At 67.1% G+C, this 13,852-nt stretch carries 16 protein-coding genes; 13 read left to right on the forward strand and 3 right to left on the reverse strand.

The genetic code is table 11. The features are described from left to right. The first annotated feature begins 33 nt into the window (after positions 1-33). From ACH5N8_RS11385 to ACH5N8_RS11440, 12 genes are all read left to right on the forward strand, one after another. Positions 34-645: an RBBP9/YdeN family alpha/beta hydrolase gene (locus ACH5N8_RS11385; RefSeq protein WP_483281382.1), complete on the forward strand. Its 612-nt coding sequence runs from the start codon at positions 34-36 to the stop codon at positions 643-645. 2 nt (positions 646-647) lie between these two features. After that, the gene (locus ACH5N8_RS11390) at positions 648-854 is read left to right on the forward strand and encodes a DUF1737 domain-containing protein (protein WP_264315518.1); all 207 of its coding nucleotides are present in this window, start codon (positions 648-650) and stop codon (positions 852-854) included. Between the two features lie 13 nt (positions 855-867). Continuing rightward, complete coding sequence (locus ACH5N8_RS11395; RefSeq protein ID WP_483281383.1) at positions 868-1,503, forward strand: LysE family translocator; 636 nt, start codon at positions 868-870, stop codon at positions 1,501-1,503. 12 nt (positions 1,504-1,515) lie between these two features. After that, complete coding sequence (locus ACH5N8_RS11400) at positions 1,516-2,274, forward strand: sulfite exporter TauE/SafE family protein (RefSeq protein ID WP_020649379.1); 759 nt, start codon at positions 1,516-1,518, stop codon at positions 2,272-2,274. Between the two features lie 213 nt (positions 2,275-2,487). Then, on the forward strand, positions 2,488-3,855 hold the full coding sequence (locus ACH5N8_RS11405) for a CoA transferase (RefSeq protein WP_483281384.1): 1,368 nt from the start codon (positions 2,488-2,490) through the stop codon (positions 3,853-3,855). A 44-nt stretch (positions 3,856-3,899) separates the two neighbouring features. Continuing rightward, positions 3,900-5,111, forward strand: coding sequence for an MFS transporter (locus ACH5N8_RS11410; RefSeq protein ID WP_483281385.1), 1,212 nt, complete (start codon positions 3,900-3,902; stop codon positions 5,109-5,111). 47 nt (positions 5,112-5,158) lie between these two features. After that, positions 5,159-5,701: an AAA family ATPase gene (locus ACH5N8_RS11415; protein ID WP_483281386.1), complete on the forward strand. Its 543-nt coding sequence runs from the start codon at positions 5,159-5,161 to the stop codon at positions 5,699-5,701. Positions 5,702-5,905: 204 nt separating this feature from the next. Next, positions 5,906-6,343: a TIGR03757 family integrating conjugative element protein gene (locus ACH5N8_RS11420; protein ID WP_483281387.1), complete on the forward strand. Its 438-nt coding sequence runs from the start codon at positions 5,906-5,908 to the stop codon at positions 6,341-6,343. After that, positions 6,340-7,290: a TIGR03756 family integrating conjugative element protein gene (locus ACH5N8_RS11425; protein WP_483281388.1), complete on the forward strand. Its 951-nt coding sequence runs from the start codon at positions 6,340-6,342 to the stop codon at positions 7,288-7,290. The genes ACH5N8_RS11420 and ACH5N8_RS11425 overlap by 4 nt, the downstream gene beginning before the upstream one ends. Positions 7,291-7,301: 11 nt before the next feature. Then, positions 7,302-8,699 (forward strand): integrating conjugative element protein, encoded by a 1,398-nt coding sequence (locus tag ACH5N8_RS11430; protein WP_483281389.1) that lies wholly within the window; start codon positions 7,302-7,304, stop codon positions 8,697-8,699. Next, on the forward strand, positions 8,696-9,046 hold the full coding sequence (locus ACH5N8_RS11435) for a hypothetical protein (RefSeq protein ID WP_483281390.1): 351 nt from the start codon (positions 8,696-8,698) through the stop codon (positions 9,044-9,046). The genes ACH5N8_RS11430 and ACH5N8_RS11435 overlap by 4 nt, the downstream gene beginning before the upstream one ends. A gap of 13 nt (positions 9,047-9,059) precedes the next feature. After that, positions 9,060-10,577 (forward strand): conjugal transfer protein TraG N-terminal domain-containing protein, encoded by a 1,518-nt coding sequence (locus ACH5N8_RS11440; protein WP_483281391.1) that lies wholly within the window; start codon positions 9,060-9,062, stop codon positions 10,575-10,577. Between the two features lie 17 nt (positions 10,578-10,594). On the opposite strand, the gene ACH5N8_RS11445 is transcribed toward ACH5N8_RS11440, so the two are convergent. The 3 genes from ACH5N8_RS11445 to ACH5N8_RS11455 are packed head-to-tail and all read right to left on the reverse strand — an operon-like array spanning position 10,595 to position 11,660. Continuing rightward, a complete protein-coding gene (locus tag ACH5N8_RS11445; RefSeq protein ID WP_483281392.1) occupies positions 10,595-10,972 on the reverse strand; it encodes a DUF3742 family protein in 378 nt (125 codons plus the stop codon). Between the two features lie 56 nt (positions 10,973-11,028). After that, positions 11,029-11,442, reverse strand: coding sequence for a putative toxin-antitoxin system toxin component, PIN family (locus ACH5N8_RS11450; RefSeq protein ID WP_483281393.1), 414 nt, complete (start codon positions 11,440-11,442; stop codon positions 11,029-11,031). Continuing rightward, entirely contained in the window at positions 11,442-11,660 is a 219-nt protein-coding gene (locus tag ACH5N8_RS11455) for an AbrB/MazE/SpoVT family DNA-binding domain-containing protein (protein WP_021205410.1), read from the reverse strand. Before ACH5N8_RS11455 ends, ACH5N8_RS11450 begins: the two co-directional genes overlap by 1 nt. 331 nt (positions 11,661-11,991) lie before the next feature. Here ACH5N8_RS11455 and mobH point away from each other — a divergent pair, with 331 nt between their 5' ends. Then, entirely contained in the window at positions 11,992-13,830 is a 1,839-nt protein-coding gene (gene mobH, locus ACH5N8_RS11460; RefSeq protein WP_483281394.1) for a MobH family relaxase, read from the forward strand. The last annotated feature ends 22 nt before the right edge of the window (positions 13,831-13,852 follow it).

Consider the following 13,852-nt stretch of genomic DNA (forward strand, 5'->3'; position numbering starts at 1 on the left):
ACAACCTCACCCCGGATATCCGCGCACGCCACCATGAGCCACCTTCAGACCGTTCGCCTCTTGATGCTTCCCGGTATCGGCAATTCCGGGCCGGAGCATTGGCAGACGCGCTGGGCGTCGCGCCAGGAGTATGGCCGGCGATTCCAGCCTGCCGACTGGGACAGGCCGGACCTGGCCGACTGGCTGCAGGCACTTGATGCGGCCATCGACGAGTGCGGCGCGCCCGTCGTCCTGGTCGCACACAGCCTTTCGTGCCTGCTCGTCGCGCACTGGGCATCGCGGCCGGGGATCGGAGAAGACATCCAGCATCGGATCGCCCAGGTCCGGGGCGCCTTCCTCGTTGCCGTCCCTGACCCCGGCGCACCGGCGTTTCCGAGCGAGGCGAGCGAGTTCGGCCCGCCACCGACCGAACCCCTGCCGTTTCCCGCACTGGTGGTCGCCAGCAGCGACGACCCCTATGGCTCGCCGGAGCACGCCCGGCGCATGGCCATGGGTTGGGCAGCGGGATGCGTGGAAGTCGGCGCCCTTGGGCATATCAATGCCGCCAGCGGTTTGGACGACTGGGACACCGGCTGGCATCTACTGCATGCATTCGGAGCGGGGCTGCGCGTCCAGATGCCGGCATCGAATCGACCGGGAGCGTGAGCATGCGTGCGTATCGCTACCTGACCGGCATCGACGACGCGGCGTTCTGCCACCGCGTCACCGCGGCCCTGAACAGCGGCTGGGAGCTGTATGGCGAGCCGAGTCTGACCTACGACGCGGCGCGTGGCGCAGTGATCTGCGGCCAGGCCATCGTCAAGACCATCGAATCGACGACGTACAGCGAGTCACTGGACTTTTCTGTGCTCTGACGGAGATCCCCCAATGGATGTATCGACCGCGATCCTGGGCTTCACGCTGACGGCGCTGCTGCTCACATTGACCCCCGGCCTGGACACGACGCTGGTACTTCGCACGGCCGCTGTGGAAGGGGGGCGCAAGGCGATGAGGGCGGGCGGCGGCATCGTGACCGGCGTGCTGATCTGGGGGCTGATCGCGGCCCTCGGGCTCGGCGCGGTGCTCGCGGTCTCCCGACTCGCCTACACCCTGCTGCAGATCGCGGGCGCGGCCTATCTGCTCTGGCTCGGCTGGAAGTTGATCTCTGGCGCGCTCAAGAGCCGGCCGGCGCTGCCCGCAGATGATCCGCCGCTCGTGCGTGGCGAGCGCTGGTTCCTGCGCGGTCTGCTGACGAATCTGCTCAATCCCAAGGTCGGGGTGTTCTACGTGAGCCTCCTGCCACAGTTCGTTCCCGCCGATGTGCCGGTGGTCGCATTCAGCGTGCTGTTGGCCGGCATCCACGCCGCGATGGGACTGCTCTGGTTCGCCGCACTGGTGCTGGCCACGCGGCCACTGGCACGCTGGCTGCGCCGGCCCACGGTGCTGCGCTCGCTCGATGCGCTCACCGGCCTGGCGCTGATGGGGTTTGGCTTGCGCCTGGCCCTGTCCAGGCCGACGAGCTGAGGCGCGAGCGGCATGGACATCGGAACCTTCCTGCTGCTGGCCGGCGCCGGCATGATCGGCGGCATCTGCAATGCGGTGGCCGGCGGCGGCACATTCTTCACCTTTCCCGCGCTGCTGGCTGCCGGCGTACCACCCGTGGTGGCCAACGCCACCAGCGCGGTGTCGATATGGCCGGGGCATGCGAGCAGCCTGCTCGGCTATCGCAGCGAGCTCGGGCGCCACCGCGCCGCGTTGCGGCGCAGCCTGCCCGTGGTCGGTGCCGGTTCGCTGGTGGGCGCCACACTGTTGGTGTTCACCGGAGATGCACAGTTCAGCCGTCTGGTGCCGTGGCTGATCCTCGTCGCGACCGTTCTGTTCGCCCTGGGACCCTGGCTGCGCCAGGCCATCGAGCGGCATGCTCGCGGTCAGGTGCCGCACCTGGTGGCGGCGGGAGCGGAGTTCCTGACCGCACTCTATGGCGGTTACTTCGGCGCCGGCCTGGGCATCATGCTGATGGCGATCCTGACCTTGCTGGGTGTGCGCGATGTCCAGGAGGCGAACGCCGTCAAGAATGCGATGGCTACCGTCGTGACCAGTGCTGCGGTGATGCTCTTCGTCGCTACCGGGTCCATCGCCTGGGCGCAAGGCAGTGCGGTCCTGCTGGGCGCGATCGTGGGGGGCTATGCCGGCGCGCGGTTGGCGCGCTGGATTCCGCCGCTGGCCCTGCGTTGGACGATCGTGGCGACCGGCCTGACGCTCGCGGCGTACTTCGGGCTGAAGGCGGGCGCATGATGGATCGCTTGCAGCGGGCGCGCGACGCCTACGCCTGTGCTAGTACGGCGCTCCCCTGCATCGTCGATGGCGGGCGATGCTGCTTTCCGCGCTCCGCTGCGTTTTCGGACACGCGGCGCCGACCCTGCCACCCGCCTGGATCTGCCAACCCGACTCGACCGACGGGGTGGCGTGTCGATTCAGTTGGCGAACTTTCTGTGAGGAGTCCATACGATGAATCCACTCGATGCACTGACCGCGCTCTGGTCGCTGGGCGGGCTGCCGCCGCAGGCGCTGGCCGGGATCGCGCTGACGGGCAGCGACCCGGTGTTTCCCTCGTCCTTCGCCGTTGGCACCGCCGCGCAGGCCAGCATTGCCGCGGCCGCGCTCGCCTCCTGCGAACTGGGCCATGAGCGGGGTGTTCCGCGCCAGCGTGTCGCCGTGGACATGGCCCACGCCGCCGCCGAATGCACCGGCTGGTTCACGCTCGACGGTCAGGAGCCCGAGCTGTGGGACCCGTTCGCCGGCCTGTACCGCTGCGCCGATGGTCACGTGCGTGTCCACACCAACTTCCCGCACCACCGCGATGGCGCGCTGCGCCTGCTGGGCCTGGACCCGGCAACTGCCACACGCGCCGACGCCGAGCAGGCCCTGCGGGGTTGGAAGGCGCTGGACTTCGAGCAGGCCGCGGCCGACCACGCACTGGTGGCCACGGCGTTGCGCAGCTTCGCCGAGTGGGATGCCACGCCCCAGGGCCAAGCCGTGGCAGCGCAACCGCTGATGACGATCACCCGGATCGCCGATGCGCCGCCGCGCACACTGCCGCCCCTGGCGGCCGATGAACGGCCGCTCGCCGGCCTGCGCGTACTTGACCTCACGCGCATCCTGGCCGGTCCCGTCGGTGGGCGGGCGATGGCGTCGTTCGGCGCGGACGTGATGCTGGTCAATTCACCGAACCTGCCCAACATCGCCGAAACCAGCCGCGGCAAGCGCTCGGCGCACATCGACCTGCGCAGCGAGGCCGGGCGCGAAGCGCTGTGGCGGCTCGTGGAAGACGCCCACGTGTTCTCGCAGGGATACCGGCCCGGCGGCCTGGCCGCGCTTGGCTTCTCGCCCGAGGCCCTGGCCGCGCGCCGGCCCGGCATCGTCGCCGTGTCGCTGACCGCCTACGGCACGCAAGGGCCCTGGGCCGACCGGCGCGGTTTCGATTCGCTGGTGCAGACGGCGATGGGCTTCAACCACGCCGAGGGCGAGGCAGCGGGCGACGGCAAGCCGCGCGCGCTACCGATGCAGATCCTCGACCAGGCCAGCGGCTTCCTGATGGCTTTCGGCGCCGCCGCCGCGCTGTGGCGACAGTCGCGCGAAGGGGGAAGCTGGCACGTGCAGGTGTCGCTGGCGCAGACCGGGCACTGGCTGCGCGGGCTGGGGCGCATCGAAGAGGGCCTGCGGGCCGGCAGGCCGGACCTCAGCCCCTGGCTCGCCGACGAAATCTCCGGCTTCGGCCTGCTGCGCGCCGTGCGGCCCAGCGCGCAACTGGCGCGAACACCGGCCGGCTATGCGCGACCGTCGGTGCCGCCGGGAACGGATCGCCCGAACTGGTGAGAGCTTGTCCGCAAGCCGAGAATAGATACGGCCGGACCCCTTGAATGAGCGATATCCCAGGTCACCCGGGCGATGCATCGCGTGCCGCACCGATGCCTGCCACGTCAGCCTTACCCTCCCATCTGCAGTGGACCATTGCCTTGGCGGCGGGCGCATCCGTGGCCAACAGCTACTACAACCAGCCGCTTCTCGGCGAATTGAGCCGGGAGTTCGCTCTCTCTGCGGGGACCGTGACCTGGCTGCCCGTGCTCACCCAGGCGGGCAATGCCCTGGGCGTGCTTTTCCTGGCACCACTGGGTGACCGCCTGGAGCGCAAGTCGCTCATCCTGCGAACGCTGGCGGCGCTAGTGCTCTCCCTGGTGCTGGCAGCCGCGTCCTCCGGCTTCGTTCAATTGGCACTGGCGAGCCTCGCAGTGGGTTTGTGCGCCACCGTGGCGCAACAACTAGTTCCCTTGGCCATCCACCTGGCGCCCTCCAACCGCAAGGGACAGGTGCTCGGCGTGGTGACGGGCGGCATCCTGGTCGGCATCCTGCTGGCCCGTGTGATGAGCGGCTGGATGACCGAGTTCTGGGGCTGGCGGTCCGTCTTCGGTTTTTCTGCGGCACTGATGCTGGTACTGGGCTTTCGGCTGGCATGGACGCTGCCGGTGGTGCCGCCGTCCTCCGATCTCGGCTATGGACGATTGCTGCTCTCGATGTGGCATTTGGTGCGCAAGCACGCTTCCTTGCGCCAGGCTGTGGCTATCCAGTTCCTGCTGTTTGCCAGCATGATCGGCTTCTGGGCAACGTTCGCGCTCTGGCTGGAGCGGCCGCCACTGCAACTCGGCGCGTTATCTGCCGGCCTGTTCGCGCTGGTCGGCGTGTGCGGCGCGTTGGCTGCACCGGCGGCTGGCCGTTTTGCCGACCGGCACGGACATGACGCAGTCGTCCGTGCAGGCGCGGTGGGAACCGCAACGGCATTTGCCGTGCTGTATCTGGGGAACTCATCGATCCCCGCACTCGTCCTCGGCATCTTCTTGCTCGACGTGGCCGTGCAGTCGGCCCAGGTGGCGAACCAGACCATGGTCTATGCGTTGGACGCGGGTGCGCGCAGCCGGCTGAACACCGTGTTCATGGGCGCGATGCTGCTTGGCGGGGCCTTCGGCGCTGCTGCAGGCGGGTGGGCCTTCACTGCGCATGGATGGGCCGGGGTCTGCGCCTTTGGCATGCTCAGCGCCACCATTGCGTGGGGCCTGTCTCTTCGGCTAAACCAATGATGACAAGTGAATTGACAAGCCGTCTGCTGGTCGAAGCAAACCCTGACATGACGCCGATGCCATCTCAGGTGGTCATTTCGGGGTGCTCCGGCGGCGGCAAGTCGACCTTGCTCGGGGAACTGCGTCGGCGTGGTCATGCGACCGTCGCCGAACCCGGGCGGAGGATCATCGCCGAGCAGATTCGACAGGGCGGCAACGCCCTGCCATGGACCGACATGGCGGCCTTTCTGCGCGAGGCGCTGCGTGTCGCTGCCATGGATCTCGAAGGCGCGATGCGGGAGGCTGGTCCGGTTTTCTTCGACCGAGGGCTGATCGACGCCGCTGCGGCGCTTCAACGACTCTACGGGGTACCGTTGGCGCAAAGTCTGGGCGAATCCCGCCCCTATGGACGGCTCGTGTTCCTCGCTCCGCCCTGGCCGGACCTCTATTGCGCCGACGAGGCGCGGCGGCACGGCTTTCCCGAGGCTGAGGCGGAATACGCCCACCTGGATGCAACCTACCGGGCACTCGGCTACGAAGTCAGGTTGCTTCCGCGCGCCAGTGTGGCCGAACGGGCCGACTTCGTTCTCCAGGCGATTCATCGCTGCTGAAGGCGAGACCGACTTGTGGCGGCCGCCTTGGCTGTCGATCCGAACGCGGCCTTGCCGCAGGCGCACTCGCAGGCACCGTTTGGGGTGATCACGCGATGACAGGGATGGCGAAAACGGGGCGAGGCGGCTTCCGGTTTGTTTCTCGTGTCGAAGCCGGATTTCGGTTCGACTGTCACCGGATTGGCTTCCCTCCGGTGTTGTCTCATGGACTCTTGCGCTGTTTCTCATGCCACTCGCACCCGCCCAGCATGGCTTGCCGCGGGCATTGCCATCCTGACGTTGGCCACCCGCGCCGCTTCGGCGGAAGTATGGGTCGTTACCGACTCGCATCATCCGGTCCTTGGCCAGGCTGACCGACACCTCATCTTGGACGCGGCCGCGGTGCTCGAAGGGGAGCTGGCCGACAACCTGCCCACCGATCCTGAGCGCGCCAGCGCCATCGTCCAGCAACGCCTGAAGCTGGGCGGTACAGACCTGCAGCGAAGGATCGGCACCGCCTACCAGGGCGTTGCCGATGCCTGGAGCCTTGGCGTCGCCAAGGTTCCGGCCATCGTGGTGGATCGCCGATACGTGGTCTATGGCGAGACGGACGTGGCCCGTGCGGTTTCCCGCATCGACCAATACCGGAGGACGCAGCCATGACGAGGCGTCCGTTCGCATCATCCCGGCGCCAGCGGTTGGCCATCGCAGCGCTGTTGCTGGGGTGTTCCGCATCGTCCTTTGCACTGAACACCGCCACCATCGTGGCCTCCACCCTGTCACCGGATTGCCTGGAGTACCGCGTCACCGGCATCTGCTACTGGCTTTATTGCACCTGGACGGGATGCACCGTGCGCACCTCGGTCAAGGTGCGTCACTACATCCCGGATGCCGTGGTATCGAGCTACTCGAACACCGGCGAGAACCCTTGGGTCGAGGTGCGGGCGATGAGCCTGCCGAACCCGACTGCGAAGGCCGGTGGCGACGGCACCACCAACGAGGATCACGAGAACAACCTGGCGAAGTTCAAGAACGCCGACGTCATCGGCCATCCCGGCGGCCATGTGTTCAGCCAGTTCGCCAGCGCCTCCGGGTACACCTGCGAGGGTGCCGGCACCGCCTTCATGCCCTATCTGCTGAGCACGCTCGACACGCTGGCATGGCGCTACAACATCCCCGAGGCGCTGTATCCGGAAGCACTGATTCCCGGCCGGCGCGAGATCGGCACGCGCACGGGCCTGAATCTCTGGGGCAACGTCTATCCGCGTGGCGGCTTCCTGCACCAGGTGGATGACCACAAGGCCGCGGCCGTGGTCGCCCAGCGCGCGGGTGACATCGTGACGCGCCGCAACCAGATCCACGTGTACCAGCCGCTGCTCGCCAGTTCGCGCGATGGCTACTGGCCGGCCGGCGCCCTGATGGAAACCGATGCAGCCACGGGCAAGTGGCAGGAGTTGACCCCCACGCTGTCCAGCAGTTGCGCGGTATTCCCCCACGGCAATGCCAAGGTGCAGGCCCGGCAGGGCGACTACGCCTGGGCATTGTGGCGTCCCTATAGCTGCTGCCAGCGCCGCGGCCAGGTGTTCCTCGGCAGCGTCGATTTCCAGTGAGGCCCGATGCCATGACTTCTCCGCTCCCGAACGCCCGCCGCCTCACGTCCCTCGCATTGGCCGTCATCACAGCGCTGTGCTGCTCCGGTGCCGGGGCGCAGACCAGCGTCAACGAGTACGGCGTCCAGCATCAAGGCAGCGTGATCGGCGATGACGTCCTCTACAGCATTGGGGGCGGTCGCGCGGTGTCCATGAGCGGTGCGGCCAACATGCACTCCATCGGCGTTGGCGTCGGCTGGAACAGCAACCTGATCTGCGGCGACATGAGCATCACAACCACGCTGCAGAACCAGTTGAACGGCATCACCAACGGCTTCCAGGCCATCATGTCCTCGGTGATCCAGAACGCCACCGCTGCCGTGGCGTCGCTGCCCGCCTTGATCATCCAGCGCGCCGATCCAGGGCTGTACAACCTGTTGACCAATGGGGTGCTGCAAGCCAGGCTGGATTTCGATCGCAGCAAGCTGACCTGCCGTGCCATCGCCAACCGCATGGCCGACATGGCGGGTGGGCAGCTCGGCTGGGACCAGCTCGCCGAAGGCATGGCGCTGAAGCAGGCCGTCGCGAGCACCGATGCGGTCTCGGCGATCGACGACGCCGAGGCGAACCGTGGCAACAACGGCGTTCCGTGGGTCGGCGGAGACAACGCCGGCGGTGCGGGCCAACGTCCGGTGCGTGTGGTCGGCGACGTGACCCGTGCCGGCTACAACCTGCTCAACGGCCGTGGCGTCGGCGATGCCAGTTCGATTCCTCAAGCCAGTTGTGGCGGCAACCTGGCATGCCAGACCTGGAGTTCGCCCGATGCCGCCGCGGCCTGGGCCATTCGCGTGCTGGGGGAGCAGGAGCAGCGCACCTGCGATGCCTGCACCAAGACCGTCACCACGCCGGGCGTTGGCCTGACTCCGCTGATCCAGGAGGAATACGAGGACAAGCTGCAGGCCCTGCAGGAACTGGTCGCCGGCAGCCGTCCAACCACGGCCCAGAACCTGCAGGCGGCGAGCAGCGGGTCGCTGCCCATCACCCGTGGCGTGATCGAGGCACTGCGCGACGAAACGGACCAGGACATCCTGGCTCGGCGCCTGGCCTCGGAGGTTGCGCTGGCCAGCGTGCTGGAGAAGGCGCTGCTGTTGCAACGCACACTGCTGACCGGGCGCAAGGAGCCCAACGTGGCCGCCAACGAACTGGCCCAGAAGGCCGTCACGCACGAAAGCGACATCCTCGATCGCGAGATTCACAACCTGAAGACCGAACTGGAACTGCGCCGCGAACTGGCCAGCAACTCGCCGATGGCGATCATCCAGCGGCACAGCACCCGAGCGGCGGGTTCGCGCGGCATCTACGAGGGCGATCCGGTGCGCAACCGCGTCGATGAACTGCAGCAGCCGCCGTCCGGCGGAAGCCATCCATGAACGCCGGCAGGTGGCGCCTGCGCTGGCTGTCCAGCCGGCGTGTCGGCGTGGCGTTGTTGTGGGCATTGCTGCTGCTGATCGCCGCGACCGTCGTGAATGCAGTCGGCATCCGCATCGCAGGCGGCATCGACGGCTGGCAAGCATGGATGGCAGCGCAATCCGGAGCCTTCCTGGCCTGGCGACTGTTGCTGTACGCCGGCACTGCCTGGGGTTGGCTCTGGATGCGCCGTCGCCTGCGCGCGCGGGAACCGGAGCGAGTTGCCGGGCAGCGGCTGCTGCGCGCGGAGGTTGCGGCCATCGTCGCCGTGATTGCTCTTGAAGCCAGCCTGCTGATGCAGGCGCGGTAGCGCGGGGGCCGCCATGACGCTGTTTACGACCGACTACCTGGAGTACTACCTGACGCTCGTGTCCTGGGTGGTCCACAATGGCATCTGGTCGGTGCTGGTCGCCAGCGGCATGTTCGCAATCCCGTTCCTGGCGATCGTCATCCAGGAATGGCTGAAGGCCCGCGCGGAAGGCGCCGACGAGGGCAACAAGGGCGTGCTGTCCTCGGTTCGCATCGAGAACCGCGTCTTCGTCGCCATCGTGGTGATCATGTTCGCGGGCATCCCCTTCATCGATGTCGATTTCAACACCATTAAGTACGACCGCTCGCGTTCGACCCAGTGCCAGGTGAATGTCCCGGAGCCGACCGATACCGGCTGGTCGCAATCGTTCAGCACGATCAACAACCAATCGGCCAAGGTGCCCGTGTGGTGGTTCGCCATGCACGCGATCTCGCGCGCGATCACCGGCGCCTCTGTCGCGGCCATTCCCTGCGGCACCGACCTGCGGCAGATCCGCATGGACATCGACGCGACCCGCATCGACGACCCGGTGCTGGCCCAGGAGGTCAGCGACTTCACCCGCGACTGCTATGGCCCCGCTCGCGCCAAGCTGTTCATGACCCGGCCCAGCCTCAGCGAGGAGCAGATGCACGACGTCACCTGGATCGGCTCCAGCTACTTCGTCGGCACCGCCGGCTTCTACGACAGCTACCGCTCCAGGACACCTCGCGATGCCTGGCCGTTCGACGCCACGCGCGACGCTGGCCTGGCCCAGGTGCCCAACGGGGGCGGCTACCCGACCTGCCGGCAGTGGTGGTCCGACGCCGGCCACGGCCTGCGGGCACGACTGCTGGCCCAGGTCGATCCCAACCTGCTGACGCGACTGGCCGGCTGGGCGGGCTTCCTGAGCCAGGCCGAGGTCAACGACTCGGTGATCCGCGCCGTCGCCAGCCCTCGCCAGCAGAAGCTCAACCGGGGGGCGGTCTACACGGACTACGGTGGCCAGATCGACATGACGCTGCCCAACATCGTCACCCGCGCCGCCAGCGACGTGGGGCTGACCGTCGGATCACTGGGCTATTTCCCGGCGATGGACGTGGTGCGGCAGGCGCTGCCGATGGTGCTGTCCCTGCTCAAGATGGTGCTGGTCATCTGCATCCCGCTGGTGCTGCTGATCGGCACCTATGACCTCAAGACCGTGGTCACGGTGAGCGTGGTGCAGTTCGCGCTGTTCTTCACCGACTTCTGGTTCCAACTCGCCCGCTGGATCGACTCGACCATCCTGGATGCGCTCTACGGCTGGGGGTGGGGCTGGAATCGGCCGCACACGAACTTCGATCCGCTGGTGGGCCTCAACAACGCCTTCGGGGACATGCTGCTGAACTTCGTGATGGCTACGATGTTCCTGGTGCTCCCGGCATTCTGGATTGGCGCATTGACTTGGGCTGGGATTCGGGCCGGAACTGTCGCAAATGCGTTCTCGGCAGGCACCAAAGACGCGGGCAATGCAGGCAGCAAGGGGCCAGGCGTCATGTCGAGGAAGCTGAAATGACTCAGCGATGAACGGCTTCAATCGTCTTCGCTGTACATCTCGTGAGAGGTGTCGTTGTAGAGGTTTGGATCGTAGCCAGGCGTTTGACGTAGTTCATCCAGACTCGCAGGAAATTGCAGATCGAAATCGTCGTCGCCCTCCGGCGTCTGCTCCGTCATCCTTGCTGCAACAAAGAGAGCGACCAGCAGCAGCGCCACCCAGACCGCGACGTACAGCAACACCCCGAGGATTGCCAGCTTGACCCCCCAGAACAGCACCGTTGCACTGCCTGCCGGCAGCCCCTGCGCCATCAGCCACCGATGTGTCCGACGCTCCGCGCGCAGGCAAACGCCCCATACGCCGCCCAGCCGGCGACCGAGTCGCGCTGCGGTGGTCATGCGAGCGGTGTGCTTCATCGTCGGCTACCTCATGGTCGTTCCACGGTCGTTGGGCAGGGCGGCGCCGGTCTCCTTCATGCCCGCCGCGCCGCGAATGCTTCGGCGGTCATGATCAAGCCGGGAAAGTCCTCTCGCATGGCGAGAATGTCTGCATCGCCCATGATCAACGCATCCGCCTTGCCGACATGCGCGAGCACCACGAACACCTGGTCCTGCTCGTCGCGGCAGACCGGCAGGTCTGGCCATGGCGCCGGCAGTTCCACCACATCGGCGTAGGGCAGAAAGTCCGCCAGCAACTCCTGCTGTTCCAAGTTTGACAACTTGAACTTGGGATAGGCCAGGACGCGCAGGAGTTCACTGGCCGTTTCCCGGCAGACCAGTGGCTGCAACTGCTGGTGCTGCCAGGCGTGGCGTATCCAGGCCAGGCGTCCGGCACTGAAGATCAACGCCGACAGCACGATGTTGGTGTCGAGGACGACCCTGCGCATCACTGCCGTGCCCAGGCCACGGCATCCTCGACGTCCTGCTCGGTGATCCCGAGTTGCTCCAGCTTCTCGCGCACGGCCTGGGCCTTCTGGACCCGCACCGGCGTCAGGACGATCCGACCGCCTTCGACGGTCACGTCGAAGTACTCCGCCGCATCCACGCCGGACACGGCCGCCTTGGGCAGCGTGATCTGGTTTTTCGAAGTGAGCTTGGCAAGCATGGGAGGCCTCCGTAAGTTTCAAAGGAAATCTTACTTCCTTACTTCATTCCCGACAAGCATGCCTCCGGGCTCAAGGTTTCCAGGGCTCGCTGCGCTTTCAGCGCCGGTTGAAACGGCCTGATCCGGTGAAAACACAGTGCTTGTTCCGCCCGATCCTGGAGCGCACGGGCTCCGCATTGATTGCGGCACACGAAGCCGACTGCCCCTATACCAAAGGGCTTGTCGAAGGCCAAAGGGCTGGGGAAGGAGCAAGGGAATGGCCTCAAGGGGAAAGGCCCTACCCGAAAAGGCCAAAAGGCTCCTCCGGCCAGCCCATCACCAGGATGTCGCCATGCTTTCGCTGTTCCAGCGCAAACGGGTGCCGCCGGCCGCCGCGCCGCCTCCCCCCGAGATTGCCAAAGGGTTGACCCGGCCGCAGTCGGCCGCATCGTTGCTGGCAGAGCCACGCCGGCAGCGACTGCTGGAACACATCTGGCAGCGCACCTCGCTGTCGCGTCGGCAGTTCCGCTCGCTGTACCTGGCGCCGCTGGAGCGCTACGCCGAGTTGGTCCAGCAGTTCCCGGCCTCGGAGGCGCATCACCATGCCTGGCCGGGCGGCATGCTGGACCACGGCCTGGAGATCGTGGCCTACGCGCTCAAACTGAGGCAGTCCCACTTGCTCCCGGCCGGCGCCTCGCCCGAGGCCCAGGCCGCGCAAGCCGAGGCCTGGACCGCCGGGACCGCCTACGCCGCGCTGCTGCACGACATTGGCAAGATCGCGGTCGACCTGCACGTCGAGCAGGCCGATGGCGTGGTCTGGCACCCCTGGCACGGGCCGCTGCGGCAGCCGTACCGCTTTCGTTACCGGACGGATCGCGATTACCGGCTGCATGGCGCCGCCACGGGACTGCTCTACACCCGTGTGCTCGATGCCGGCATCTTCGACTGGCTGAGCAACTATCAGGACCTGTGGTCGGCGCTGCTGTACGTGCTGGCGGGCCAGTACGAGCATGCCGGCACGCTGGGCGAGTTGGTCGTCAAGGCCGACCAGGCATCGGTGGCCCTGGCGCTCGGCGGTGATCCGGCCAAGGCCATGGCGGCGCCGAAGCATGCGGTGCAGCGCAAGCTGCTGGATGGCCTGCGCTACCTGCTGCGCGAGGAATTCAAGCTGAACCAGCCCGGCGGCCCGTCGGATGGATGGCTGACCCACGACGCACTCTGGCTCGTCAGCAAGACGGTCAGCGACAAGTTGCGCGCGCACCTCCTGTCCCAGGGCATCGAAGGCATTCCGTCAAACAACACCGCTGTCTTCACGGTGCTCCAGGACCATGGCATCGTGCAGCCCGCCCCGGATGGGAAGGCGATCTGGCGGGCGACCGTCACGAGCGGCACCGGCTGGTCGCACAGCTTTACCTTCCTGCGCCTGTCGCCGGCCTTGATCTGGGAGTCGGGCGAGCGTCCCGCACCGTTCGCCGGCACGGTCACGACGGAAGAGCCCCTCCCTGGCGATGAGGCAGCGCCGGCTTCCGCCGGCATCCCGGCCACCTCACCGCCCCCTCGGGTGGCGGATTCCCCGGCGGGGATCGCGGACCCGATCTCCGATCTGCTGTCGATGCTCGATGCGTCCGACGCAGCCACCGTCGGTGCATCGTCCGCCGGCGCGGAACCGCCTTCGTCATCCACCACCGCAACTGCGTCTTTGCCCGATTTGACGCCGACCAGTCCTGCCACGATGCCGGCTCCCGCGAAGGCCACGCCGTCCGGGGAGGACTTCATCGCCTGGCTCAAGCAAGGCATCGAGTCGCGCAAGCTCATCATCAACGACGCGAAAGCACTGGTGCATACCGTCGATGGCACGGCGTACCTGGTCAGCCCCGGCGTCTTCCAGCGCTACGTGCAGGAACATCCGGAGATCCAGGTGCTGGCCCGGCAGGACAATCTGCACGACTGGCAATGGGTGCAGAAGCGCTTCGAGAAGCTGGGGCTGCACCGCAAACAGGGCAGCGGCCTGAACATCTGGACCTGCGAGGTCACCGGGCCGCGCAAGTCGCGGCGGTTGCACGGCTATCTGCTGGCGGCGCCTTCGGCATTGTTCGCGGAAGTCCCGCCGGACAACCCTTACCTGTCCCTGGCACGGAATTCAGCGCCCCCGGGCACAACGCAGGCCGCATACTTGCGACCAGATGGCTGACCGGCCAAGCCCGCGTTGCCGG

The sequence above is a fragment of the Methyloparacoccus sp. NF-16 genome (genome assembly GCF_056880625.1).